The organism is uncultured Senegalimassilia sp. (assembly GCF_902464545.1).
In the GTDB taxonomy this organism is placed as follows: domain Bacteria; phylum Actinomycetota; class Coriobacteriia; order Coriobacteriales; family Eggerthellaceae; genus Senegalimassilia.
In genome coordinates this window covers 1-23,782 of record NZ_CABQJR010000035.1, presented here as the reverse complement: position 1 = coordinate 23,782, position 23,782 = coordinate 1, and the positions used below count along the sequence as shown (strand labels likewise).

The 23,782-nt window shown below is 61.4% G+C and carries 16 protein-coding genes and 1 tRNA gene; 14 read left to right on the top strand and 3 right to left on the bottom strand.

What is annotated here, in order from left to right:
- Positions 1–307: 307 nt before the first annotated feature.
- From dnaB to RDW26_RS08680, 13 genes are all read left to right on the top strand, one after another.
- Positions 308–1,720, top strand: coding sequence for a replicative DNA helicase (gene dnaB, locus RDW26_RS08740; protein WP_294381767.1), 1,413 nt, complete (start codon positions 308–310; stop codon positions 1,718–1,720).
- Between the two features lie 35 nt (positions 1,721–1,755).
- Entirely contained in the window at positions 1,756–3,042 is a 1,287-nt protein-coding gene (locus RDW26_RS08735; protein ID WP_307983297.1) for a DNA repair exonuclease, read from the top strand.
- The gene (locus tag RDW26_RS08730) at positions 3,042–5,219 is read left to right on the top strand and encodes an AAA family ATPase (protein ID WP_307983296.1); all 2,178 of its coding nucleotides are present in this window, start codon (positions 3,042–3,044) and stop codon (positions 5,217–5,219) included. The genes RDW26_RS08735 and RDW26_RS08730 overlap by 1 nt, the downstream gene beginning before the upstream one ends.
- 45 nt (positions 5,220–5,264) lie before the next feature.
- Positions 5,265–6,575 (top strand): adenylosuccinate synthase, encoded by a 1,311-nt coding sequence (locus tag RDW26_RS08725; protein WP_307983295.1) that lies wholly within the window; start codon positions 5,265–5,267, stop codon positions 6,573–6,575.
- A 123-nt stretch (positions 6,576–6,698) separates the two neighbouring features.
- Positions 6,699–7,991 carry a phosphoribosylamine--glycine ligase gene (purD, locus tag RDW26_RS08720; protein WP_307983294.1) on the top strand — a complete coding sequence of 431 codons (1,293 nt, stop codon included), beginning with the start codon at positions 6,699–6,701 and terminating at the stop codon, positions 7,989–7,991.
- A 113-nt stretch (positions 7,992–8,104) separates the two neighbouring features.
- Positions 8,105–9,433 (top strand): coproporphyrinogen III oxidase family protein, encoded by a 1,329-nt coding sequence (locus RDW26_RS08715; protein ID WP_307983293.1) that lies wholly within the window; start codon positions 8,105–8,107, stop codon positions 9,431–9,433.
- A 269-nt stretch (positions 9,434–9,702) separates the two neighbouring features.
- Positions 9,703–9,778 (top strand) — tRNA-Phe (locus RDW26_RS08710).
- 305 nt (positions 9,779–10,083) lie between these two features.
- The gene (purE, locus tag RDW26_RS08705; RefSeq protein WP_276667854.1) at positions 10,084–10,554 is read left to right on the top strand and encodes a 5-(carboxyamino)imidazole ribonucleotide mutase; all 471 of its coding nucleotides are present in this window, start codon (positions 10,084–10,086) and stop codon (positions 10,552–10,554) included.
- Positions 10,555–10,700: 146 nt separating this feature from the next.
- Positions 10,701–12,653: a thiamine pyrophosphate-dependent enzyme gene (locus RDW26_RS08700; RefSeq protein ID WP_307983292.1), complete on the top strand. Its 1,953-nt coding sequence runs from the start codon at positions 10,701–10,703 to the stop codon at positions 12,651–12,653.
- A 1-nt stretch (position 12,654) separates the two neighbouring features.
- Complete coding sequence (locus RDW26_RS08695; protein ID WP_307983291.1) at positions 12,655–13,251, top strand: indolepyruvate oxidoreductase subunit beta; 597 nt, start codon at positions 12,655–12,657, stop codon at positions 13,249–13,251.
- Between the two features lie 301 nt (positions 13,252–13,552).
- Positions 13,553–14,794 (top strand): phenylacetate--CoA ligase, encoded by a 1,242-nt coding sequence (locus tag RDW26_RS08690; RefSeq protein WP_307983290.1) that lies wholly within the window; start codon positions 13,553–13,555, stop codon positions 14,792–14,794.
- Positions 14,795–15,322: 528 nt separating this feature from the next.
- Positions 15,323–16,876 (top strand): sodium:solute symporter, encoded by a 1,554-nt coding sequence (locus tag RDW26_RS08685; RefSeq protein WP_307983289.1) that lies wholly within the window; start codon positions 15,323–15,325, stop codon positions 16,874–16,876.
- A 397-nt stretch (positions 16,877–17,273) separates the two neighbouring features.
- Positions 17,274–18,929, top strand: a complete 1,656-nt coding sequence (locus RDW26_RS08680; RefSeq protein ID WP_307983288.1) for a Na+/H+ antiporter NhaC family protein — start codon at positions 17,274–17,276, stop codon at positions 18,927–18,929.
- Positions 18,930–19,196: 267 nt separating this feature from the next.
- Here the strand turns inward: RDW26_RS08680 and RDW26_RS08675 are convergent, their stop codons facing one another.
- A complete protein-coding gene (locus tag RDW26_RS08675) occupies positions 19,197–19,820 on the bottom strand; it encodes a 5-formyltetrahydrofolate cyclo-ligase (protein ID WP_307983287.1) in 624 nt (207 codons plus the stop codon).
- Positions 19,821–20,281: 461 nt separating this feature from the next.
- Here RDW26_RS08675 and RDW26_RS08670 point away from each other — a divergent pair, with 461 nt between their 5' ends.
- Positions 20,282–20,731: an Rrf2 family transcriptional regulator gene (locus tag RDW26_RS08670; RefSeq protein ID WP_307983286.1), complete on the top strand. Its 450-nt coding sequence runs from the start codon at positions 20,282–20,284 to the stop codon at positions 20,729–20,731.
- On the opposite strand, the gene RDW26_RS08665 is transcribed toward RDW26_RS08670, so the two are convergent.
- Entirely contained in the window at positions 20,706–22,088 is a 1,383-nt protein-coding gene (locus RDW26_RS08665) for a divalent metal cation transporter (protein ID WP_307983285.1), read from the bottom strand. The two genes, RDW26_RS08670 and RDW26_RS08665, sit on opposite strands and share 26 nt — an antisense overlap.
- 3 nt (positions 22,089–22,091) lie before the next feature.
- Positions 22,092–23,444, bottom strand: a complete 1,353-nt coding sequence (locus tag RDW26_RS08660; protein WP_307983284.1) for a magnesium transporter MgtE N-terminal domain-containing protein — start codon at positions 23,442–23,444, stop codon at positions 22,092–22,094.
- Between the last annotated feature and the right edge of the window lie 338 nt (positions 23,445–23,782).

Sequence of the window (23,782 nt, the reverse complement as noted above, 5' to 3'; positions counted from 1 at the left end):
CTTCCATGGGTTATACCCTAAGAGCAAACCACCCGCTATGCGGGTGGTCCTGATTTAGGAGCCATTAGCGAATCTTCATCCACGTGACGGTTAAAGGGGTGCGTGTCTCCTGCTTGGGCGTATCACATGGCGCTTATCGCTGTTTCAGGTGAAGAGGGGTGCATTATTGCCTGGCAGAGATTTAGGCAGTGTGCGGAGCACCAATCCTGCTTAGCGCTTCTGTCGGTGTTCGGGTGACGCCTTGCGGTATCCGCGGCGCAACTCCGAGTGCGGTATGATAAGCCGGATACAAGAAAGGATGAGCAGCATGCCCGTTGACGTTCCCTACAATCCCGACTTCGCCCCTGAGGTGCCTGAGAGCTCCTCGATCCGTAAAATGGAGCCCCAGAACATAGAAGCTGAGAAATCGGTGTTGGCGGCGTGCCTGCTCAATCAGGAAGCCATCGAGGACGTTGCCGCCAAACTTATCCCTGACAACTTCTATCGAGCTGCCCATCAGCGGATTTTCGAGGCCATGCTCGATCTTTACACGCGTCACATCCCGCTTGACCAGATCTCGGTTGCCGATAACCTGAAGGCATCGGGCCAGCTTGAGGCCGTTGGAGGCCAGGCGTACATCCTGGAGCTTGCCAGCAATTCGTTCGCCCTGGTCAATTGGCAGAATCACGTTGAGATCGTCAAGCGCACGTCCATTCTGCGCGATCTTATCCGCGCATCCGGTGAGATTCGCTCGCTTGCCTACGATGCCCCTGACGACCTAGGCGTCGTTGTGGAGCAGGCGGAGAAAACGCTGTTCGCGGTCACAGAGAAGCGCGTGTCCAGCGCGTTTACCGGCATCGATACGCTGCTGGTGGATGCTTTCGAAGAACTGCAGGAGATGGCAGCGCAGGAAAACAAGATTTCGGGCGTTGCGTCGGGCTTCAAGGACGTGGACGATCTGTTCCACGGCTTCCGCGGCGGCGACTTGGTCATCCTTGCGGCTCGTCCTGGTGTAGGCAAGACGGCCTTCGCCCTGAACCTGTGCACGAGCGCGGCGAAACTGGGCGCCACCGTGGCGTTCTTGTCGCTGGAAATGAGCGCCTCCCAGCTGGTGCAACGTGTCCTTGCCTCCGAGGCGCGCGTGAGCTTGTCCAAGCTGCGCGCCGGCCAGGTGCAGGACGCGGACTGGGCCGCCATCATCGAGGCATCCAGTAATCTTTCCAAACTGAAGATCGAGTTCGACGACACGCCGGCGCTTTCCATTCTTGAACTGCGCGCGAAGGCGCGTCGTGAGCTGCGCGACGCTGAAAAGGGCCTGATCATCGTCGACTACCTGCAGCTGATGCAACCGCCGCAGGCTCGTCGCGACGGGAACCGCGCCGTCGAGGTCGCCGAAATCTCTCGTGGCCTGAAGGTGCTTGCCAAGGAAATGGACATGCCCGTCATCGCACTGTCGCAGCTTTCCCGTGCCGTGGAGATGCGCGGCAAGAAGCGTCCGATGCTGTCCGACCTGCGTGAATCCGGCGCTATCGAGCAGGACGCCGACATCGTCATGTTCATCGACCGAAGCATGGACGAGATGGAGGCGGAAAGCGAGGACCGTCCCGACCTGGGTACCGCTGAGCTGATCGTCGCCAAGCACCGCAACGGTCCCACGCGCGATATCACGCTCGCCTTCAACGCGGAATACACGCGCTTCATGGACTTCATCGACGATTCGCGCGTTCCCGACTATATGTAGCGCACGCAACGACGGGGCCGGGGTAAACTGAAGCTATGACTGAGAGCCTGACATTCCTCCACACCGCCGATCTTCACCTTGGTGCGCCTTTCCGCGGCCTTGCCAAGGTGTCGCCTGCGTGGGCTGCCCGATTGGTGCAGGCCATCGCTGAAGCATTCGATCGCGTCATAGACACGGCAGTCTCCCGCAAGGTGGACTTCGTGGTCATCTCGGGCGACGTGTTCGACGCGTCGCGCGCATCATACGGCGACTACCTGCGATTCTTCGAGGGAATGCGCACGCTGGGAAAAGCGGGAATCCCGGTGTACCTGATCACGGGCAACCACGATCCCTACACCTCCTGGCAGCAAAGCACGTTCTCCTTGCCGGAGAACGTCCATATGCTACCGGCGGACAAGCCGGGTTTCGAGCTGTTCAGGCGCAACGGGAAGCCGCTTTGCATCATCGGCGGCCGCGGATACTACAACCAATCGTGGCCCATAGACGAATGCATCGCCGACGGCATCACGCGAAATGCGGCGCTTGCGGCCCTTCAGCAGCGCGAACCTGACGTTGCGCAGGCCCCCTTCGCCATCGGCATGCTGCATACCGGGCTGAACTTGGACCCCGTGAAAGCGCCGGTCAACCCCTCGGTGCTGCTTTCCGCCGGCATGGATTACTGGGCGTGCGGGCACATCCACATGCGATATATCCATCCCGGCGAGGATGGCCCCCGCATCGCGTTCTCCGGGTGCATCCAGGGGCGCGACATCAAGGAAACGGGTCCGCGCGGGGCGCAGCTGGTCACGCTTTCCGAAGGTGCGGTCCCGCAGCTTGAATTCATCCCCACGGCAAGCGTGGTATGGCAGCGCCTGCGCGTGGACGTGTCCGATTGCACCACATTGCCCGAAATCAGCGACCTGATCATTCGGGAGCTGTTCCGTGCGAACGGCAAAGCGCACTGCGAGGAGATGATCTCACGTATCGTGTTGACGGGCACGACCGCGCTTCACGAGGTACTTTCCCGTCCCGATGTGCTCGAGGACCTGCGCAAGCATGTGAACGATTCGTACGCGTCGTTCTTCTGCGACACCATGGTCGACGAAACGAAGGAGCCGCGCGATAAGCAGGCCCTGCGTGAGGAAGGGTTGTTCCCGGCGGTGTTTTTGCGTGTGGCCGAGACGCAGCGATCCCTTCCCGAAGAGCAGGTGGCCTTCCTGCAGCAGGAGTTCCTCGATCGGGGGCTGCAGATGCCGTCGAGCTGCGCCGGCAAGGTGGGGAAGTTGTCGGAGCAGGCCGAGGACCTGGTGCTCGATATGCTGTCGCAAGGGGAAGAGCGCTAGTGGGCAAGTATCTGGAACATATCAAGATGGACGCGTTCGGCGCGTTCTCCAACCGCCTGATCGGGCCGTTCGGGCCGGGTATGAACGTGGTGTTCGGCCGTAACGAGGCCGGCAAGACCACGTTTGCCCAGTTCGTTGGCGGTGTCCTGTTCGGTTGGGAAGAGGCCCGCGGCCAACGCAACACCTATAAGCCCGATAACGCCGAACGTGCGGGAACGCTGTTCTTCGCCAACGAGGACGGCTCGGAGGCATCGCGAGTCTCGCGCATCCGCAATGCCGATGGGCTGCAGGGCGACGCGTCGGTCGCCGACGACATCGACCGCGAAACGTATCGCACCATGTTCAGCCTAACCAGTGACGAGCTGCGCCAGCTGCGCAACACCACCGACGTGACGGCCAAGCTGCTCACGGCCGGCTCCGGCACGGGGGCTTCCCCGGCGCATGCGCTGACCGCGCTGCAGGAGCGTCTGGCGCAGTTCACCTCGAAGGCTGCCGCGTCCGAGAAATCGCTGGTGAAGCTCGAAGCGGAGCAGGATGAGCTGCGCCGTCGCATCGCCGTCGAATCCGATCGTGTAGAGCGCCTGAAGCGCGAGGACCACGAGTTCGCCGAGCTGAAGCCGCAGCGCGATGAGCTGCTGGCGAAGATTGGCGACCTGAACACCGCCATCGAGACGCTGAAGGCGAATCGCAAAACGCTGGAGAAGACCGAGGCGGACGAAGCCGAGCTGGAGGAGAAGATCGCTGATCTGCGTGCTCAGGAGGAGAGCCTGCGCTGCGAGCATAGGCTGGCGCAGCGCGAGCATCCCGAGGAGCTGGCGGGCATCACGGCTACCGAGGAGCGCCATCTGCGCGACCGCATCGAGGCGCTTGCCGTCCAGGAGGCGAAGACGGAGCACGCCGTCGACCTGGCGCGCGACAACTACGCGACTTCAAGGGCTGCCTACGAGGCGATGCTCGAGACTCAAGACGAGCAAAACGAGGCGATTCGCGCACGCCGTCAGCAGCGTGTGCAGATCGGCCTTTCCGTGGCGCTGCCCGTGGCCTTCATGTTCGCGGGCATCCCGCTGTTCATGCATGGCCGCGAGATAACCAGCCTTTCGTTCACCGCGCTGGGATTTTTCTTGGTGCTGGTGGCGGTGGTGCTCGCCGCGGCCTCGCTGATCATGCTGTTCAAGCCGGGCAGGAAAGGCGACGAGCGCTCCCAGCGCGTTCAGGACCGGCACTGGGTCATGTTGCAGGACAAGAAGAAGCTGGAAGCATGTCTGGCCGAGCAGGAGCAGCAACGCCAAGCCGTGCGGGCCGAGCTTGCCGCCGCGGGGCTTTCCGAGGCGAAGGATTCCCTGCGCCACGCCCGTGCGCTGCTTGATGAGGCGAAGGACGTCCGCGCGGAGAACGCCCTGTACGTGCAGCGCAAGCAGGCGCTCGTATCACGCCGCACGGCGTTGGAGGAGTCGCTTGAGAAGGCCCGCGAAACGCGTGAGGGCCTGTACGCGGAGATCGGCATGCGCCGCGAACGCGGAACGCTCGAGGCGGTGGACGCCTTCATCGCGCGCAAAACGCGTCAGCGCGAGGGGCTGATGGAGACGAGCGAGCACCTGAACCGCCGCTACGGCGAGCTTCGCCAGCTGCTTTCCCAGGCGAAGGGCGAGCGCAGCTTCGACGAGCTGAAGCTTCAGGCCCAGCAGCTCCAAACGCGCCGCGACGAGGCGGCCATGGAGTTCGCGAAGCTGCTGCTGGCGCGCCATATGCTCGAGGCGGCCATCGCGTCGTGGGAGAGCAAAAGCCAGCCCGAGGTGTACGCCCGCGCAAGCGAGCTGCTCAGCTTGATGACCGATGGCAAGTGGGTGAAGGTGTCCATGAGCGCCGACGGCCGTCTTCAGGTGACCGACGCGCTGCGCACCGTGCGCGAGCCCGTGCATCTGTCGCTGGGCACGTGCCAGCAGCTGTACCTGGCGCTGCGCATCGCGTTGCTCGTCACCGCCGACAACGTGGGACGCGCCGTTCCCATCATCGCGGACGACATCCTGGTGAACTTCGATTCCCAGCGCCGTGCGGGTGCGGCGAAGGCGTTGGCCCAGCTGGCGTGCCACCGTCAGGTCATTTTGCTGACCTGCCATGAAGAAATCGTTGAAACCATGCGCGTGGCCGATCCGGGCCTTACCGAAGTGGTTCTGTAGTACACTGTGAGGGTTGCGACACTGTTATCGAAAGGATGCGCACACATGCCCAGCACCGTTCTGGTTGGCGCCCAATGGGGCGACGAAGGTAAAGGCAAGATCACCGATCTCATTGCTAGCGAATACGATTACGTCGTCCGTTATCAGGGCGGCAACAACGCAGGCCATACCGTTATCCACGGCGACAAGAAGCTGGCGCTTCACCTGATGCCCTCCGGCGTCATGTACGAGAACGCCATTCCCGTCATCGGCAACGGCGTGGTGGTCGACCCCGGCGTGCTGGTCAAGGAAATGGCCATGCTCGAGGCCGAGGGTATCTCCTGCAAGAACCTCAAGATCAGCTGCGACGCGCATGTCATCATGCCGTACCACAAGGATCTCGACGGCGCCGATGAGAAGAGCCTGGGCGATCATAAGATCGGCACCACCAAGCGCGGCATCGGCCCGTGCTACCAGGACAAGGTGGCTCGCAAGGGTATCCGCATCCAGGACCTCATGGACGAGAAGATCTTCCGCCTGAAGGTCGAAACCGCCCTGATTCAGAAGAACGCCATCCTGGAGAAGATTTACGGCCTGCACACCTACACGGTCGAGGAGATCTGCGAGGAGTACCTGCCGTACGCCCGCATCCTCAAGCCGTACATGGCCGAGACCAGCCAGATGCTGAACAACGCCGTGCGCGAGGGCAAGTCCATCCTGTTCGAGGGTGCGCAGGGTACCCTGCTCGACATCGACCACGGCACGTATCCCTATGTCACGTCCTCTTCCTGCTGCGCCGGCGGCGCTGCTACCGGTTCGGGCGTGGGCCCGGTCAACATCGACCGTGTGCTGGGCATCCAGAAGGCCTACATCACCCGCGTCGGCGGCGGTCCTTTCCCCACTGAGCTGACGTACGCCGAGGACGGCGGCGAAGGCCTTGAGGCCGAGGAAGGCGAGACGCTGTGCCAGGTCGGCCATGAGTACGGCGTGACCACGGGCCGCAAGCGCCGCTGCGGCTGGTTCGACGCCGTCATCGCGCGCTATGCCGCCGATGTCAACGGTCTGACCGACGTGGCCCTGACCAAACTCGATGTGCTTTCCGCCTTCGACGCCATCAAGGTGTGCGTGGCCTACGAGTGCAACGGCGAGCGTTACGACTACTTCCCCATGCAGCAAAGCGTCCTGTTCCACGCCAAGCCCGTGTACGAGGAGCTGCCCGGCTGGAAGGGCGAGGACATCACTTCCTGCCGCACGTTCGACGAGCTGCCGGAGAACGCCAAGAGCTACGTGGAGTATCTCGAGAAGAAGGTGGGCGTGCCCATCAGCATCGTGGCCGTCGGCCCCGATCGCGACCAGACCATCATGCGCGGCTGGTAAGGCGTCGATAAACTTGATGGACTGCTGTCACTGAATAGCGAAGCGAATCCCGTGCGGGGCTGCATGAATCTGCGGTCCCGCACATGCATATTATCCGAGAGCTGGAAATGGAGGGTTAGTTACATGAACATCTTGGTTTTGGGCGGCGGCGGCCGTGAGCACGCCATTGCGTGGGCCTTGGCGAAATCCCCCCGTACCGACAACCTGTACGTGGCCCCGGGCAACGGCGGAACGGACTCCGTCGCGCAGAACGTGGAGGGCCTGAACGCCGAGGATGGCCAGGCCGTCCTGGAGTTCGTGAAGGGCAATGCCATCGACCTGGTGGTCATCGGCCCGGAAGCGCCGTTGGTGGCGGGCGTGGCCGATGTGCTGCGCGAAGCTGGCGTGGCGGTCTTCGGTCCCGATGCGCAGGGTGCGCAGCTCGAGGGCAGCAAGACGTACAGCAAGGAGTTCATGCAGGCCAACGGCATTCCCACGGCTCGCTATGGCAGCTTCACCGAGTTGGAGCCGGCGCTTGAGTATGCGCACGAGCTGGGCGCCCCTGTCGTCGTGAAGGCCGACGGCCTGGCAGCTGGCAAGGGCGTTGTCGTTGCCGATACCATCGAGGTGGCGGAGAACGCCGTGCGCAGCTGCTTTGATGGCGCGTTTGGCTCTGCGGGCTCGAAGGTGCTCGTTGAGGAGTGCCTCACCGGCCCGGAGTGCTCGCTGCTCGCGTTCGTCTCCGGCGGCAAGGCGCATTGCATGGCAACCGCCCAGGACCACAAGCGCGCCTTCGACGGCGACCGCGGCCCGAACACGGGCGGCATGGGCGTGTACTCCCCGGTGCCCATCGTCACCGATGAGGAGCTTGCCGACATGACGCACATGATGAAGGTCGCCGCGGCGGCAACGGCGCGCGAGCCCTTCAAGAACGATTACCGCGGCGTGCTCTACGGCGGCTTCATGCTGACGCCCGAGGGGCCGAAGGTGCTGGAGTACAACGCCCGTTTCGGCGATCCCGAGACGCAGGTCGTCCTGCCGCGTCTGAAGACCGACCTGGTCGACGTCATGATGGCCGTGGCCGAAGGCCGCCCCGACGACATCGAGCTCGAGTGGGACGATCAGTGGGCCGTGTGCGTGGTGCTGGCTTCCGCCGGCTATCCGGGCAAGTACGAGAAGGGCAAGGTCATCCTGGGTGTTGAGGACGCCGAGGCCATGGAAGGCGTGACGGTGTTCCATGCCGGCACCGCCCGCAACGCCGATGGCGAGCTCGTTACCGCTGGCGGCCGCGTGCTCAACGTGGTCGCGCTGGGCAAGACGTTCGACGATGCCCGTGCGAAGGCCTACGAGGCATGCGACGTCATCAACTTCGAGGGCAAGCAGCTGCGCTCCGACATCGGCGCGAAGGCCGCCGCAGGTCGCGGAGCCTGGGCGTAAGGCCGCGCCTTTCGTGCACGGGGAGCGAAGCTTTCGTCGAGATTATATGAGACTGAAACGGTAGGATATAATTCCTACCGTTTTCATTAGGACGAGAAAAGGAGCGCGCGTACATGCTGCCAGAGCGCCTGCTTACGAACGTGGTTCGCCAATGCACAAACCAATACCTGAAGCTCAAACCCACCGATGAGGTGATGATGCCTGCACCTGAGCAGGGGAAACGCTACATGCTGTACATGCACGTGCCGTTCTGCGAGCGTCTGTGCCCGTACTGCAGCTTCAACAGGTTCCCGTTCAGCGAGGAGCGCGCCCGCCCGTACTTCGAGAACATGCGCAAGGAGATGCGCATGCTGAAGGACCTGGGTTATGATTTCGACAGCGTTTACATCGGCGGCGGCACCCCCACCATCATGATTGATGAGCTGTGCGACACCATCGACCAGGCGCGCGAGCTGTTCAATATCCAGGAGGTTTCAAGCGAGACGAACCCGAACCACCTGATTCCCAGCTATCTGGATAAGCTGCAGGGCCGCGTGCAGCGCCTGTCCGTGGGCGTGCAGAGCTTCGACGATGGCCTGCTCAAGCAGATGGACCGCTACGACAAGTACGGCTGCGGCCAAGAGATCCTCGAGCGCATCCAGGACGCCAGCCCGTACTTCGTGTCCATGAACGCGGACATGATCTTCAACTTCCCGGCGCAAACCGAGGATATCCTGATCAACGATATCGAGCGCGTCATCGAGAGCGGTTGCACGCAGACCACGTTCTATCCGCTGATGGCTTCACCGTCGGTCGAGCGCAGCCTTGCCCGCACCGTGGGCAAGGTGGACTACGCCCGCGAGCAGAAGTACTACGAGATCATCAGCGAATTGCTGACGGGCGGTCCCTTGCACCTGTTCGAGCACGGTTCGGCGTGGACGTTCAACAAGAGGAACACGTCGGCCGCCGACGAGGACGCCATGATCGACGAGTACGTGGTCGACTACGAGGAGTATCCGGCCATCGGCAGCGGTGGAATCACCTACCTGGGCAGCAACCTGTACGTGAACACCTTCAGCGTGAAGGACTACAACAAGTGCATCGAGGCAGGTCACATGTCCATCATGGGCAAAACCACCTTCAGCAAGCGCGATCGCATGCGTTACCGTTTCATGATGCAGCTGTTCGGCCTGCGCCTTGATAAGCGCCAGTTCAAGAAGGACTTCGGCTGCTCGGTAGAGATGGGCCTGCCGGTGGAGATGGCGTTTATGAAGGCCTCGGGCGCGTTCGCTACCGACAACGCCGACGAGTTGACGTTGACTCCGAAGGGCCGTTACCTGCTGGTCGTCATGATGCGCCAGTTCTTCATCGGCGTGAACAACCTGCGCGACCAGGCCCGCGCCGCGCTTCCCGGCGAGGAGAAGGAGCTGCTGTTCGGCAGCGGCTGTGCCGAGTGCAAGTAGCGGGGTGCGTTGCCGAAAGAACGCGCGAGTCGCGTTATGGCGGTGGTTTCGCAGCTAGCTGCTTAGCGGCAAGGTATGCATAGGTTCGCTGCTGTTGCCGAGCGGTCTCAAGCGTGTTGCATATTTGCTGGTCAAGTGCTCGTTTAAGGGTTGTTTAGGTGAGCTTTCCTGGGGAAGGGAAGCGTATCTCAAAAAAGTTCTGAATCGGGGTTGACGAAAAGCGTTTGCTGCCGTAATATACTAACTCGCGTTCGCAACGAACGACTTCTGGTCGGGTAGCTCAGTTGGTAGAGCAGGGGACTGAAAATCCCCGTGCCGAGGGTTCAAGTCCCCCTCCGACCACCATGAACTTCAAAAGCCCGATGGTGAAAACCATCGGGCTTTTTGTTTCGAGAATCATCATTTCCGATTCGATGCTCTCGCTTGCTTTTCCGGGGGTGGTTCTTTTGAACTCGTTATTCCGGTCTTGTTATTTCGCTTCTGGTGTTTGGGTCCCGCTTTCTCGGTTTTGCTTCCCTAACCTTGCTGTTCTCGCTTCCCTGGCTTTGTCACACTTCGATCTCCCATAATTTGCGTGCGGTTTTCCCTATGTTCCTGCTTCCGCGTTACACTGCCTTGGAAAGCAAATCACGTGTTGAAAGGGTTGCGAAATGTCTTGCGATCATAAGAATCCCGTCATCGGCATCATCATGGGTTCCGAAAGCGATATGCCCGCCATGGAGCCTTGCATGAAGCAGCTTGAGGAGTTCGGCGTGCCGTACGAGGTGAAGGTTGCCAGCGCGCACCGCAAGCCCGCCGAGGTGCATGAGTGGGCCTCCACTGCGCACGAGCGCGGTATCAAGGTCATCATCGCCGCTGCCGGCAAGGCTGCTCACCTGGGCGGCGTGGTTGCCGCTTACACCCCCGACCCGGTTATCGCCGTCCCCATGAAGACGAGCGACCTGGGCGGCTTGGATTCGCTGCTGTCCATGGTGCAGATGCCCTCCGGCGTGCCGGTTGCCACCGTTGCGATCAACGGTGCGAAGAACGCGGCTATCCTGGCGGTGCAGATCATGGGTACCGGCTGCGATGGTGCTCGTCAGAAGATCATCGACATGAAGAAGGCCATGGCCGAGGCGTAAAGCCGGCCACTTGCAAAAGGGCGACGGGGCAACCTGTCGCCCTTTTGCTATCATGAACAGGTATCAAGACGATTCTCTCCACGTTGTTTCACGTGAAACAACACAGGGGACGATTCCTGAAATCGGGCTTTGAAGCGGGGAAACATATGACGAAGAAACTGCTTATGGGCAACGAGGCGTTCGCCCATGCCGCACTTGAGGCGGGGGTGCGCGTAGTCGCGGGTTATCCTGGGACGCCGTCGTCCGAGGTGACGGAAACCGTGGCGAAGCTGCATGCTTCCGGAGCCGCTCAGGGCATCCATGTGGAGTGGTCCACGAACGAAAAGAGCGCGCTCGAGCTGCTCGCCGGCGCATCGTATTGCGGCGCACGCACGCTGTTCACCTGCAAGCAGGTGGGCCTGAACGTGGCAAGCGACCCGCTGATGAGCCTGAACTACGTGGGGGTGAAGGGCGGCACGGTGTTGTTCGTGGCCGACGACCCCGGTCCTATCTCGTCGCAAACCGAGCAGGATACGCGTAGGTTCGGCAACTTCGCCAAGGTGCCGGTGCTCGACCCGGCAACGCCTGATCAAGGCTTCGACATGATGAAGGCGGCGTTCGAGCTTTCGGAGCGTTACAAGACGCCGGTCATCGTGCGTCCCACCACGCGTGTGTGCCATGCCTCGACGTTCTTCGATGTTGCCGAGGAAACGCACGCCAAGCCCATTCCCGAGGAGGGCTTCGAGCGCGGGCCGCGATGGGTCATCTTCCCGAAGCGCGCCTATGAGGGTCATGGGGAAATCAACGAGCGCCTGCGTGCAATCGCCGTCGATTACGCGACGAACCCGGTTTTGAGCGCATTCAATCCCGTCGACGAGCGTCGTGTGGCTGGCCAGCTCACTCGTCATGGTATCGTTGCGGGCGGCGTGTCGGCTGCCTATGCGCTTGAGGCGCTTCGCTTGTTGGAGGAGCGTGCGAACGAACGCAGCGTGCAGCTGCCGGCATATCGTTTCTGGCAGGTGGGCACTCCCTTCCCGTTCCCTGAGCGCACGTGCACCGAGTTCACCAAGGGTCTGACCGATGTGCTCGTGCTCGAAGAGCTCGACCACGTGCTCGAGGACGAGCTGCTGGCGTTCGCGGGCAGGACGCATGCCGAATACAACACGCGCGGCAAGCTGACGGGCGAAGCGCGCGACCGCGGCGAGAACGATGTCGATGACATCCTTGCCCGCCTGGCCGTCTACTTTGGCGTCCCCGAGTTGGCGGAGGCCGAAGATGCCGCAACCTACGAAAACGCCGACCCCGAGCAGCCCCTCCCGATCCGCCCACCGGTGCTGTGCCCGGGCTGCCCGCATCGCGGCAGCTTCTATGCTGTAAAGCGTGCGCTGGGCAAGGCCCCGGCCGTGTTCTGCGGCGACATCGGATGCTACACGCTGGGCAACGCCATGCCGCTCGATGCGGTGGACACGTGCCTGTGCATGGGCGCCGGCATCACCATGGCGCAGGGCTTCTCTGTGGTGGAACCTCAGAAGAAGGCCCTGGCGTTCGTCGGCGACTCGACGTTCTTCGCCAGCGGTTTGCCGGGAATCGTGAACGCGGTGTACAACGGCCACGACTTCACGCTGTGCGTGTTGGATAACGCCACCACCGCCATGACGGGCAGCCAGCCGCATCCGGGCACGGGCGTGACGCTGATGGGCGAGCGCCGCAAGCCGGTTTCCATCGAGGCAGTGCTGAAGGCGGTCGGTTTCGAGTGCATCGTGCACGCCGACCCGCTGAACCTGCAGCAGTCCATCGACGCCGCGCGTGAGGCGATCGATTTCGAGGGGCCGTCCGCCATTATGTTCGAAAGCCCCTGCGTGCAGCTGTTCAAGCCGGCCGCTCCTGTGGTGTTGGACGCTCAGCGTTGTACGGGTTGCAAGAAGTGCATCACCGAGATCGGATGCCCCGGCATCGGCTTCAACATCGATGCCCGCGGCCCGAAAAGCGGGGAGCGCGGCCAGGCGTTCATCGACGCCGGACAGTGCAACGGGTGCGGGCTGTGCACGCAGGTGTGCCCGTTCGACTGCATCTCCGTGGTCGACGCCGCATCCGCCGCAAGCGAGAAGAAGGAGGCCTAGCATGCTGAACATCCTGCTCACGGGCGTAGGCGGTCAGGGAACCGTTCTGGCTGCGAAGGTGCTTGCCCAGGCCGCTTTGGAAAAGGGCTGGCAGGTGCGCACGGCCGAGACCATCGGCATGGCGCAGCGCGGCGGCAACGTGGTGTCGCACGTGCGCATCGGCAACAAGGGCGAGCAGGTGCATGCGCCCCTGGTCAGCCGAGGAACCGCCGACCTGATCATCGCGTTCGAGCCGGCAGAGGCCGCTCGCGTGCTGCCTTTCCTTGCCTCTACGGGGACGCTGGTGTTCGCCACCACCGCGGTTCAGCCGGTGACGGCGGCGCTGTCGAAGAACCCGTATCGCGCCTGCGACGTGATCGCGAACATGGAGCGCGCGCTGACGGATACGCAGGCGAAGCTCGTGCCCGTCGACGATGCCGCGCTCACGCAGGCAGCCGGCAGCCGCAAGGTGCTCAACAGCCTGCTGCTCGCCAAGGCTTTGCAAACCGGATGCGTGCCCATCGATGTCGAAGACCTTCGCGCGGCGATCGCGGCTTGCGTCAAGCCGCGCTTCGTGGATATGAACCTGCAAGCCATCAACGTGGCGGTGGGGGAGTAGCGCCGAAAACCTTCTGTAACAAGCAACGGGACCGCAAATCGGTCCCGTTGCCGGTTTTGGGGGTTGCTTGCGGTTTGGTTTGGCCTACAATGACCAGTATGACTTCGGTATTCGACATCCACTTCTCCTCAGCCGCGCGCACCGCGTTGGCTGGTCGATGGCTTTAGCTTCAAGACCTGTAAGGCTTGGGGCCGATTTGCCGTGCTTTCCCGCAGCCTTTTCGGGCTTGAAGCGCCTACGCACTTTTCCTCACATCGCATGAATAAAAAAGAAGCAAGCCATTTGAACAAGGGAGCATGCTATGCAGATGAAGCCGGAGCAGCTTGAGATCATCAAAGAGCAGTTTAAAACCCTGAAGGACCGTTCGGCCTTCTACGCCCGTAAATTCAAGGACATCGATCTGTCCGACGTGCAGACCCAGGAAGATTTCGAGAAGCTGCCGTTCTCGGAAAAGGCCGATTTGCGCGAGGCATACCCGCTGGGACTGCAGGCGGTGCCGGACGAGAAGGTCATCCGCATCCACAGCTCCTCGGGCACCACGGGCACCCCGGTCGTCATCCCCTACACGCAGAAGGATGTCGACGATTGGGCCACCATGTTCGCTCGCTGCTACGAGACGGCGGGCATCACGAATACCGACCGCATCCAGATCACCCCTGGTTATGGCCTGTGGACTGCCGGCATCGGCTTCCAGCTGGGCTGCGAGCGCCTGGGCGCCATGGCCATCCCTATGGGCCCCGGCAATACCGAAAAGCAGCTGCAGATGATGCAGGACCTGCATTCCACCGTCATCACGGGCACGTCCAGCTATGCGCTGCTGCTTGCCGAGGAGATAGAGAAGCGCGGCCTGCGCGACAAGCTCGACCTGCGCAAGGGCGTCATCGGCTCCGAGCGTTGGGGAGAGAAGATGCGCCAGCGCATCGCCAACGAGCTGGGCATCGAGATCTTCGACATCTATGGCCTGACCGAGATTTACGGCCCGGGCATCGGCATCTCCTGCGAAGAGCATCATGGCATGCATATCTGGGAAGACTACGTATATTGCGAGATCGTCGACCCGAAGACCGGCGAGCAGCTGCCCGACGGCGAAGTGGGCGAGCTGGTGCTCACCACGCTGCGCAAGGAGGGCGCGCCGCTTGTCCGCTACCGTACGCATGACCTGACGCGCATCATCCCCGGCGACTGCAAGTGCAAGTTCGGCAGCCACCACCCGCGCATCGACATCCTGACGGGACGCACCGACGACATGGTCAAGGTGAAGGGCTGCAACATGTTCCCCTCCCAGATCGAGGAGGTTCTGCAGTTCACCGATGGCGCGTCGTCCGAGTATCAGGTGATGATCGAGGCAATCAACGGCCGCGATGTGCTCACTGTGCTGTTCGAGACGCCGCTTGAGGGCGAGGAGCGCGAGCAATGCGAGCAGCAGCTGGCGGCGATCTTCAAGGCGAAGATCGGCTGCACCCCCGAGGCGAAGGGCGTTCCCATGGGCGAGCTGCCGCGCAGCGAGAAGAAGTCGAAGCGCATCTTCGACTCCCGCTACTAAAAGCTTGCGAACAAATTGAATGAGAAGCGAAGCCGGGTCACGTGCCCGGCTTCGCTTTTTCTAATTCGAACCGCTTTGCTAGGAAATAATGTTGCCGTTCAGGAAAATCCTGGACGGAAAGGCACTTGACTGTGGTAGAGTAGCGTCCATGAGCATCGTGAACGGACATACCACCGCATCCCGCAGCGCTCAGCAGCCCGCTGAGCTGACTGCCATGCTGTGTGCCTTCGAAGTCCAAACGATGCCTTTTGCGGGTAAGACCGCCTGTGAATGCGGTGCGACGAAGCCCTGCCTTCCTTCCTATTATTATTCCTATCGATATCTGTAGCACACGGGGCTTAGCCGCTGCGTGCGTCCGTTAGACGTGGCGTATGTTCGCAGCGAACTCGGGCTTGTGCCGTGTGCGTCTCCGGGTTGGGCGACTTAGATGCGTTCGCTTGCCCAACCGTGTCCTTGACGAGGGGCAGCTGCTTTCCGAACAGGGAAGATTCCACGGTCTACACGATATCGATCGGTAAAGGAACGATCATGGTCGCAAAAATCTGCATGGTTTTGATTTTCGTCGGCGTAGCGGTCGGGGTCGGCTTGTATTGCCGCCGCACCACCACCAGCGTCGACGGTTTCGTTCTGGGCGGGCGTAACGTCGGCCCTTGGATGAGCGCATTCGCATATGGCACCAGCTACTTCTCCGCTGTGGTGTTCGTCGGCTATGCCGGCCAGTTCGGCTGGAAATACGGTATCGCCGCCGTGTGGGCGGGCATCGGCAATGCCATTCTCGGCAGCCTTTTGGCCTGGTGGGTGCTCGGTCCGCGCACGCGTGAGATGACGCATCGCCTAGGCGCCACCACCATGCCCGAGTTCTTCGGCAAGCGTTTCCAGTCGAAGGGCTTGCGCATCGCCAGCGCGGCCATCATCTTCGTGTTCCTGATCCCTTACACCGCAAGCGTGTACAACGGCCTGTCCCGCCTGTTCGGTATGGCGTTCGGTCTTCCTTACGAGGTGTGCGTCATCGGTATGGCCGTCATCACGTGCCTGTACGTGGTTCTGGGCGGTTACATGGCAACCGTCATGAATGACTTCCTGCAGGGTATCGTCATGCTGTTCGGCATCGTCGCGGTCATTGCGGCGGTTATCCTGAACAACGGCGGCTTCAGCGAGGCCATCACCACGCTGTCGCAGATCCCGGCCGAGGGCTCGCAGATGGCCGGCCCGTTCGTCAGCATGTTCGGCCCCGACCTGTTCAACCTGCTCGGCGTGGTGGTGCTGACCAGCCTTGGCACCTGGGGGTTGCCGCAGATGGTGCAGAAGTTCTACGCCATCAAGTCCGGCCCCGCGGTGAAGCAGGGCGCCATCATCTCCACGCTGTTCGCGTTCGTGGTTGCCGGCGGTAGCTACTTCTTGGGTGGTTTCGGCCGTCTGTACGCCGACAAGATCGAGATCGGTCCCACCGGCATCCCGGTGTACGACTCCATCATCCCGACCATGCTGTCCACCTTGCCCGATATCCTCATCGGCATCGTCATCGTGCTCGTGCTGTCCGCCAGCATGTCCACGCTGTCCTCGCTGGTTCTGACCTCGTCCTCCACGCTGACGCTCGACCTTCTGCAGAGCAACGTGGTGAAGAAGATGAGCGAGCAGAGCAAGCTCGGCTGGATGCGCGTCCTCATCGTGGTGTTCATCATCGTGTCTGCGGCGCTGGCGTTGATTCAGTACAACTCCTCCATCACGTTCATCGCGCAGCTCATGGGTATCTCCTGGGGTGCGCTGGCCGGCGCGTTCCTCGGCCCGTTCCTGTGGGGCCTGTACTCCGGTCGCATCTCCAAGGCCGCCGTTTGGTGTAGCTTCATCGTTGGCGTGTGCCTGACCAGCGGGAACATGGTGCTCACGCTGATGGGCACGCCGCTGATCGCCAGCCCCATCAACTGCGGAGCCCTGGCCATGCTGCTGTCTTTGATCATCGTGCCGGTGGTCAGCCTGTTTACCAAGTCCGTTCCCTTCGAGGTGAACCCGCCGAGCCCCGAGGGCGCCATCGACCGCGAATACCAGCATGAGCTGGCCGTGGAACGCAAGGGCGCGGAATAGTCTTCCAATTACGGTTTGCCGTTATGGGTTAGCGAATCACGCAAAACCGAGTGCCTTCAAGGAAGAGGCGGACGAAGCTTATCGTCTGCCTCTCCCTATATATAGTTGAGTTCGACGTCTGGGGTTCCGTATCCGCCAGCCAGTGCATAAGGCGATGTGGTTCAGAGAGGGTTCCGTTGCGCGAAACGCCTTCTTCGATGCGGACTCCGCACTGCTTAAACGTTCCTTTCGGTATACCGGCCTGCCGCTCGATCGGGCGGAGAACCCGCCTCCCGACAACCTATTCCTTTTGTTTCACGTGAAACCCCTCCGGCGGAATCCTAGTGCGGTTCGACCGTTGCGCTTGTATACTGATTCGCAATGGACTTTGAGGACCTTATGGAGAAAGGGAAGGGAAATGGAAGAGGCTTTCGAGCTTATCAGCACCGGCGCTTGGTCCATCGTGCCGCCGCTGCTGGCGTTGGCTCTGGCGCTCATCACCAAAGAGGTGTATTCGTCGCTGACCATCGGCGTGTTCGTCGGCATGGTCATCTACCAGTTCACCCTCAACGGTGTCGGCGTCGATCAGCTGGTCACGGCATTCACCGATGTGCCGAACGCGATGGCGCTGCAGATCGCCGATAACGGGGCGTTGCTGTTGTTCCTTGCGTTGTTGGGGGCGCTGACCGTGGTCATCGCCACGGCGGGCGGCAGCCGCGCTTATGCCGAGTGGGTGTCCACCCATATCAAGAACGCGCGCGCCGCGCAGGTGCTCACCGGCTTGCTGGGCATCATCATCTTCGTCGACGACTACTTCAACTGCTTGACGGTCGGCGCGGTCATGCGCCCCGTGACCGATCGCTTCCATGTCAGCCATGAGAAGCTGGCCTGGATCATCGACTCCACGGCAGCCCCGGTCTGCATCATCGCGCCGGTGTCCTCGTGGGCCGTTGCGGTCGGCGGTTATCTGGGAGACGACGGCTTCACCACGTTCGTGCAGTCCATCCCGTACAACTTCTACGCGCTGCTCACCATTTTCTTCGTGTTCTTCATGCTGATCACGAACAAGAACGACTACGGTCCGATGCGCGCCGCCGAGGCGGAGGCACAGTCCTCCGACGGCGCTTCTGCCGAGGGCGGCAAGCTGTTGGAGAAGCTGTCCACCATGGGCCTTTCCGATCAGGCTGAAGCCGATCCCGACGACCATACGAACCTGGAGTCGGTCGTCACCGAACAGGCCGATATCGAGCAGTCCGCATCGGCGGCCATCGATGAGTACAAGGGCCTTGACATCTCTGAGAAGGGCAAGGTCTACGACCTGATCGTGCCTATCTTGGTGCTGATCTTCTTCTCGATCCTGGGCATGATGTACACGGGCGGCTTCTTCGAGGGCGTCGACTTCGCCACCGCTGTCGGCGAGAACCCGGTCGGCGGCCTGTGCATCGGCGCTACGGTGGCCCTGTGCGTTGCCGGCGCCATGTTCCTGCCGCGCGGCCTGACCACGTTGAGCGGTTTCGTGGAGAGCATCTCCGAGGGCGTGCGCTCCATGGTCGGCGCCATCATGATCTTGGTGCTGGCATGGAGCTTGGGCGGCTGCTGCCGTTACATGCTCGGCACGGGCGACTTCGTGAGCAGCTTCCTGAACAGCCTGGGTGTGAGCTTGGCCATCCTACCGTGCATCATCTTCCTGGTGGCTGGCTTCATCGGCTTCGCCATGGGCACGAGCTGGGGCACCATCGCGCTGATCCTGCCCATCGTCGTCGGCGTGTTCAACGAGGGCGATCCGCTGTTCCTGGTTGCCGTGGGCGCAACGCTGGCAGGTGCCGTGTATGGTGACCATATCTCGCCGATCTCGGACACCACCATCCTGTCGTCCGCGGGCGCGAAGTGCAACCACCTGCGTCACGTGGCAACGCAGCTGCCGTACGCGACCACCGTCATGGTCGTCTGCTTCGTGTGCTACATCGTCGCCGGCTTCACGGGCAATCCCTGGATTTCCCTGGTGCTGGGCGCGGTGCTCATCGTGGTTGCGGTGAAGATCCTGCACAAGTCCAACATCGGCGTGAAGAAATAAGCTCCGACGCGCGGCAAGCGCCGCAAAAGTGGCAAGAATGCGAAGAGAGAGGGCTCCATTCGGGGCCCTCTCTTTTTTACTGAACAGCTATTTTCGGAAAAAGCGCGGGGTTTGACTCCACCAGAAGGCCTGTTGATTCAGCCTTGTTTTCGGGCGCGTAAGGTGCTCGTCCTTGCTAGCGGGCATCCCTAGAAGATGTAGCAGCCTACCAATGCTATTGCCGTCCGTTCTTTTCCGCGCCATGTTGCCGTCTCGCCCGCATTCGCGCTATGCCGAGAAGATGCGGGGGAGGGGAAGGTCGTGAGGTTCGGTGGGCACGCGGTCGACGCGCTGCTCTTCGAATGCCACGCCGGCTACGAAGCAGTCATCACGCAGTTTGGGAAGGAACCGATCGTAGTTTCCGCCACCGTACCCGAGGCGCATGAAGCCGCTGTCGAAGGCGACCAGGGGGATGACAGCGATGTCGAACAGCTGCTCATCGGCTCCTCGCCAGCCTTGGGCGTGCAGGTCATCGAGCAGATAGGGGCGTGCGGGATGGTCGAGGAAGGCGGGGCGCTGCTCGGTCAGCTGGTTTTGCGCGATCGGGAAGAACACCATGTGCGCCGGCGCATTTGGAGCATCTTTGGCCATGCAGGGCAGAAACACCTCCCAGCCGCGTTCGTATGCCGCAAATAGCAGAGGGTGTACGTCAACTTCGCTGCTCATAGGTTCGTAAGCGGCGATGCGCAGCTGCTTGGTGGAAGCGCACGAGGGCGTTTCGCCCGCAAATCGGTTCTCGATTTCCACAAGGAATCGCTCGCAGATGAGACGGCTTTTCTCTTTGCGCTCGGCATGAGGAATCTCTTTGCGTCGTGCAAGAACCGAAGCACGCGTGTCTTGTTTCAAAGTCATATCGTCTTCCTCAAAAATGGACGAAATCTCAGCATCGTGTGAAAAAGCATAGCAATAAAGTAGAGGTTTATCGCTTGCGCTAGTATGTAAGCATACTCGTTGGGTCTGGCGATGGCTATGACAACAACGGGGAAACGAGGCGGCGGTGCGCCCAGCCGAGGCCCTGACAGGCGGCGCTTCACGGTGCAGTTGGGACTCCGGCAGGCATCGCTTCGCAGTGCAGCTGGAGACCTGGCGAGCATCGCTTCACGGTGCAGCTGAGGCTTCGGCAGGCAGCGCTTCACCGCCCACCGCCCGAGCATGGGCATGGGCGGTGGAATCGCGATGCACTGGGCTCCAATGCGTTTGCGAAAGCCTCTATAACAGATGACCAGGGATTTCGTTGACGAAGAAAACAGGGAAGGTGTACATCGTCCGTCCCTGCTTGGAGCATCGAACACGAAATAGGAACGAGGGAAACGGTGCACTTCAAGGCTTCGGTCGAATATGGGATGCGTGCGGTGCTGTATCTAGCGGAAAAGGGCTCGATATGCTCATCGCGCGAGGTAGCCGAGGAGATGTCCATTCCGCGCGACTACCTGATCCAGTTGGCGCAGCTGCTGCGCAACGCCGGGATCATCCATGCACGTCCAGGCAAAAACGGCGGATACATCCTGGCGAAGGACGCTTCTAATATCAGCATGCTTGACGTTTTCAACGCGCTGCAGAATGAGCGCCCGCGTTCGGAGCGTAAGGAAGCGGGGGAGGAAATAAGCGACCTGCTGCAGGACATCACCGCCGCATGCTCCGCGGTCGAACGCGAAATGGAAGATTATATGTCCTCCATCACCCTGCAGAACATGATTGAACGCATCCACGGCAAGGAATCCGACACCGTTTCCGGTTCTACCCGATTCCAAACACCTGCATAACGAGCAGGATTGCGGTGAGCACGGAGACGATGCCTACGGTGATCCAGATGAGCACCTTCGTCACGCGGCCGGACTTGAACTTGCCCATGACGCGCTTATCCGACGAGATCAGCGCCATGAACACCAACAGTACCGGCAGCACCAGGCCGTTGATGAACTGCGCCATGAGCATGACGCCCATGAGGTCGATGTTCGGGATGAGCACGATGACGGCCGAGAACGCGATGACGAACGTGAAGATGCTCTTGAACAGCGGCGCTTCCTTCCACTTGAAGGACACGCCGGCCTCCCAGCCGAATGCCTCGCAGATAACGAACGCCGTAGTCAGCGGAAGCACACATGCCGCCAAGAACGATGCGGCGATCAAGCCGATGGCGAACAGGGCCTCGGCGTATTTGCCCGCGAACGGCGCCAGAGCGGCAGCCGCGTCGGCGGCATCGCTGATGACGATTCCCTGGGGATACAGCACGGTGCCCGTGGTGACGATGATGAACCACGCGACCAAGCAAGCAGCTACGGTGCCGGAGACCACGTCGACCTTCTGTGTGAACAGCTCGTCGGGTTTGATGCCCTTCTCAACCACGTTGCTCTGGTTGAAGAACATCATCCAGGGCGCAATGGTGGTGCCGATCATGGATATGACCAGTGAAACGAAGCTTTGCTGGTACACCACATGGGGAACGATGGTGTTGATAGCCGCATCCTCCCAGTTCGGCTGCGCCAAGAATGCCGCGATCACGTAGGTGAGGAACACCAGCGACAAGATGAGGAACACCTTCTCCACGCGCTTGTAGCTGCCTCCTACGATGAGCAGCCAGACGGCTAACGCGGCGACGGGCACGGCGATGTATTTCGACACGCCGAACATCTCCATGCCCGAGGCGATGCCTGCAAACTCGGAGAACGTGGTGCAAACGTTGCCGATAAGCAGCGCGAGCATGGCTAGCGCCGTGAGCCTGATGCCGAAGGATTCGCGGATGAGCGCGGCGAAACCCTTACCGGTGACGGCGCCCATCTTCGCGGCGGTCATTTCCACCACGATGAGCAGCACGCACATGATAGGGATGACCCACAGCGTGGCGAAGCCGAACTGCGCGCCAACGGTCGAGTAGGTTGAGATGCCGCCGGCATCGTTGCCGGCCATGGCCGTGACGATGCCCGGGCCCATTGCGGCCAAGATGAGCAGCAGTTTGCTTTTCTGTTTGCTGGAGCCGCCGGCCTGCTCGAGCGCCTGCTTTTCCGCAAGCTGCTCGGGGGACAGCGTGGCCTCGCCGGTGTGGAAGCTGCTGCGCTCCAGCGGGTTATGCGAATCGATGTCGGCAACGCGCCCGGTCTTGCCGTTCTGCTTCAAAACCACGGCTTACCTCCAATGGAATCCTACGATTTGCAGTACGACAAGGGTGTACAGGATCAAGAAGATCACGGCGCCGGTCGCGATGCCCACCCACTTCCAAACGGAAGTCTTCGTCTTGTCGCTGCTGACGTCGTCTTCGATGGCGTCCCAGGCGTCGTCGACGGTGACGATGCCAAGCAGCGCGCCGTGCTCGTCCACGACGGGCATGGCGGTCAGGTCGTACTTGAAGATGTCGGCCGAGACGTCCTCTTCGGTTTCGTCCGGCGTTGCGGTGATCAGGTCGTCGTACATGCACTTCGACATGGGCGTTTTGTCATCGGTGAGCACCAGGGTGCGCAGCGAGCAGACGCCCACCAGCTTGTCGTACTCGTCCAGCACGTACACGAAGTGGACGGAAGGATGGTCCTCGGGAAGCTCGCGCAGCACCTCGATGGCGTGTCCGACGGTATCGGTGTCGGCAACGGACACGAACTGCGTGGTCATCATGCCGCCGGCGGTGCCGTCCTTGTAGCCGAGCAGGCGGCGGATCTCCGTTGCGTCCTCGACGCCCATAAGGCGCAGGAGCGTTTCGGCGCGTTCGTAGGACAGGTCGCGCACGATGTCGGCTGCGTCGTCCGGGTCCATGTTGCCCAGCACGTTTGCAGCCTGCTTGTTGTCCAAGCTCTCGATGAAGTCGGACTGGTACTCGTCTTCCATCTCCGAGATGGCCTCGGTTGCCTGGGCATCGTCGAGGTGCTCGAACACGTTCGCGCGCTGCTGCGGATCCAGCTGCTCCAGAATGTCCGCGACGTCGGCGGGGTGCAGCTCGTCCAAGCGCTTGTGGGTGACGGAAAGCTGCACTTCGGAAAGGTCGCGGTCCAGCAGGTCCATATAGTTCCACGCGATGATCTGCTCGTCGATCTTCTTGCCGAAGACCTTGGCGATGGAGACCACCGAGCGCTCGATCCAGGGGGCAAGGCCGCGCAGGATGCCGCGGATGCCCACTTCGGCGCCAAGCAGGCGCAGTTGAGAGCCGGAAACGGAAAGCTTCAGGTCGTTTACGCGCACGACCTTCAGACCCTGCGTGTCGACGATCTGACGGTTCATGAGGTCGCGTGCGAGCAGCACCTCGTCAGGCTGCAGGTAGCTGAAGCGGATGTCGTGCGCTTCGACCTGCAAGGTGAGGCCGTCGTCGTCGAACTCGTCGACGTACTTGCGCCATGAGATCATGAACGGGATCTTGCCCGGACCTTGGAAGGCCAGGCTGGTGATACGCGGAAACACCTCGCCCGTGGAGATGGCGAGGTCGGATACGGTGCCGATTTTCTCACCGGTGCAGTCGACGACCGGCTTTCCCAGCATTTGAGAGAGATAGAGCATGATCAATTCCCTTACTGTCCATGCTCGCGTTCGGCAGGGGCTTTTATAGGTGCCGGATAATGCTACGTCTGCCGTGCGGCAACCGCGTTATGGGCACGTAAAGCTTCTGTCAAACGAGAGCGCGCTGCAGCCTGCTCCTTCGGCTGCCAGCGTAAGGGAGGAGTCGAAGGAAGGCTACATACTGTGAGGTTTCGGTTTTCGAACCTTCAACAGGGTTCCTTTCTTTGGCCTACAAAACAAAAAACCGCATGTGCTCAGTGGAGCCATTGCGGAATTTCAAGCTAAGTGGTGCGCCGTGAGGGATTCGAACCCCCGACGTACTGATTCGTAGTCAGTCC